Source organism: Candidatus Streptomyces philanthi, assembly GCF_059553635.1.
Window position 1 is genome coordinate 1 of sequence record NZ_JCANQV010000463.1, and the last position, 3,099, is coordinate 3,099.

General features: G+C 69.8%; 2 protein-coding genes. One reads left to right on the forward strand and one right to left on the reverse strand.

All coding sequences use genetic code 11. The features are described 5' to 3' along the window. Positions 1–736 precede the first annotated feature (736 nt). Entirely contained in the window at positions 737–1,108 is a 372-nt protein-coding gene (locus AC51EU_RS28995; RefSeq protein WP_496270064.1) for a beta/gamma crystallin domain-containing protein, read from the forward strand. Between the two features lie 461 nt (positions 1,109–1,569). On the opposite strand, the gene AC51EU_RS29000 is transcribed toward AC51EU_RS28995, so the two are convergent. Further along, positions 1,570–3,099: beta-N-acetylhexosaminidase (locus AC51EU_RS29000; protein WP_496270065.1), on the reverse strand; the 1,530-nt coding region annotated here is incomplete at its 5' end.

Consider the following 3,099-nt stretch of genomic DNA (forward strand, 5'->3'; position numbering starts at 1 on the left):
GGTAACCCGGCAGCTCCCGCAGACCGTAACCCGCCACCGCGCCCGCCCCGCACCCGGGCCCGCCCCACGGAGGAGAGTCCCACGACCCACGTGTGACGCTTTCGGCCCGTCCGGCGCTGTTACGGGTAGGGGCCCCTGGCGGGCCTCGCGCGAGCGGCGGCCGGAGCCTCTCCTGTGGGGGGTGGCGGCTCCGGCCGTCGCACGCACTTGCATCCCTCTGGCCAGGCATTTCGCGGCACCCAGCCCCCTTCTGCGGCCAACCTCGTGACCAACGCGTCAGGCGATGCCCTCCAGGCCGATGCGCCGAGTGGTCCCAGCGGCGAGCTTGCGAGCGCCTTCGGGCCGAAGCGGCATTGACCGCCACCGCCGCGGTTCTGGGCGCGGTATGGGTTATGTCCACACAGAACGGGCGGTGGAGGGCGAAGTGGCTCAGCGAGTAGGCCATTGCCGCGGCCCCCACACCCGCACGCCCAGCCGGTGAGGAGTTCCTGAACGGAACAACCGGTCGGGCACGTTCACGCGCCCAGCACCAGCGTAAAGGCACTTTCGTGTCCCGGGCATCAACTTGCCCCACCGCAAACGAAACACCGAGACGAGACATTGCGTTCGGATTAGCGATCCGACTGGAGGCCGGAAAGGGACATTGGCGCATGAAATTGACGGAGAGAAACGCTTCCGGCGGTCGCTGAACATGTGAGAGTAGGGAGGGTCCAGAGTCGTAGAGGAAAGGGAAGAGATGAAGCCGTCCGCGCGTCGTTCCATCGGCATCGCTGCCGTCTTTGTGGCCGCTTTGGTCGCCACGACCGGCCCTGCCGCAGCCGCATCTCCCTCGAACGCCAGTGCCTCGATTCACCGTACGCGCTGCACCGAGCGCGGCTTCCTGACGATCCACAACAACAACGGCCGTGACATTCTCTGCTTCGCCGGCGCCGGGTCCACGGCCGTCGCCATTTACGGCGTCAACTGGGTCGAATCGGGGAACAATGTCGTGACCCTCCAGTACCAAAAGGACCAGAACAATCCCAAGCTCGACTCCGTCACCATCCAAAAGCAGCAGGCATGGAATCCCGGCCACGCCCACAAGATTATTTCGATCCGAATTCACTGAATTCGCCGAAGCTGAAGCCTGCTGAACAGCCTCGGCATTTCGTGACGGTCCGCCAGGTCCTCCGGCGGACCGTCACGGCTACTCGAAGTGAGGGTGGCATGCCGGTGGCCCGGCTGCCGCGTCGAGTGGGTGCCGGGTCCACGGCTCCGGTAGGCGATCAGGTTCGTCGGATCGGAGGCAACCGGGTGGTCCGTCGCCCACCACCGCGCTGAAGCGTCACACCAGCCTCACGCGGCCACCCCATCAGCGACCCTCCACCTTCGGATGCGACAACCGGCTGGAGTCAATCGACGGCTGCACGCATGGCCAACAGCGCTCCGGAGCAGTCAGAAAAGCCCAAGAAGAGGCCGCACCAGAAAACCATCCGGCACCCTCACGGAGAACGCAAAGCACCTGGTCAGATGGCCTATGCGCATGACACCGGCCGGGGTGGCGGCTCCGGCCGTCCCGTGCGTCTCATGTCACAGCCGCTGTCCCAGGGTCCGGAACTCCTGCCAGGACAGCGACGGCCTGCGCGGGTCCCACAGCTTCTGCGACAGCGCCTGGAGCGGGGCGCGGATGCCGCGGGCGATCTGCTGCGGCGTCTGCGCGTGGGGCAGGTCGCCCCAGATCGCGAACCGTCCGCCCGGCACCCGGTCCGGGCCGGTCATCGACTCCGGTACGTCCACCGGCGAGGTGCCGCGCAGCACCCGCGGCGTCCACTCGCGGTAGATGCGCTCACCGGTGGGATAGAGGAAGTTGTTGGGCTGTCCGAGCACGTAATAGAGGTACTCGTCGTTGAGGTTGACGACGGTGCGGCCCTCGCGCAGGTACTCCTCCGGTTTACGGGCGCCGATCTCCTTGCCGGTCCAGTAGGCGACGGTGCGGTCCTTGTCGGCGGTGACCACACCGTCGGCGAAGAAACCGTCGTTCCACGCCTCGACGTGGTTGCGGCCGGCCGTGCGGACCGTCGCATGGCGGTCGTTGAGCCAGGCGGTGGCCAGGTCCTTGATGGTGGCCCGGGGGCCGTGCGCCGCGCGGGCGGCCTCGGCGAGCTGCGGGTAGGACGCGGCCGGGTCGCGGGCCATCAGCGCCTGGTACTCGTCGCCGCCCAGGTGCCAGTAGGCGTCGGCGCCCTCGGGGACCTCGAAGAGCGCGGCGTACTCGCGCAGCAGGTCGTCGACGAGCCTGCCCGCCGCGGGCTTGGAGATGTCGATCGCCCCACGCAGCGCGGTGCCGTCGGCCCTGCGCAGCCGCAGGTCGGGGTGCTTGTCGAGGACCGCGCCGAGGTGGCCGGGCGAGTCCAGCTCCGGGATGACGGTGATGTGCAGGCTCCGGGCGAGGGCCACCAGGTGGCGGACCTCGGCCTTGGTGAGGTGGTCGGCGGAGACGATCTCGGGATGGCTGCTGCTCTCGATGCGGAAGCCCTGGTCGTCGGAGAAGTGCAGCTGGAACTGGTTGAGCTTGAGGTCGGCCAGTTCGCGGATGCGGTCCTCGATCCAGGCGGCGCTGAACGGTTTGCGGGCGTTGTCCAGCAGCATGCCGCGCTGCGGGCGGTCCGGCCGGTCCTCGATGGTGCCCTCGGGCAGGCCGCCGGCGGTGCGTACGGCCTGTTTGACGGTGCGGGTGGCGTAGAAGATCCCCGTGTCGGTGGGGGCGGTGAGGGTCAGCCGGGTGTCGCGCGCGGTGACGGTGTACGCCTCGTCCGCCGTGCCGCGGGCGGGCACGTTGCCGGGCCGCTGCTCCGGGGCCCCGCCGCCCGCCCCGGCCAGCCGCACCTCGACGTCACCGGGCCGTACGGTCTGCCGGCCCCAGACGACGGGCAGGCCGCCCAGGTCACGGGCGAGCAGCCGGGCCTCGTCGGCGACGGTGCCGCGCTCGCCGTCCGGCACCACGATCCGGGCGCCCTTCGAGGGCCGCCAGCCGCGCCCCTCGGCGGGCCGGAAGGCGCGGACGGCGGGGATGACGCGCGGGGTTCCGGTGACCGGCGCCCAGGTGGGGGTGGGAGCGGG

Bases quoted from the DNA above. Each gene is read 5' to 3' on its own strand.
- AC51EU_RS28995 (WP_496270064.1), top strand. From the start codon at position 737: ATGAAGCCGTCCGCGCGTCGTTCCATCGGCATCGCTGCCGTCTTTGTG.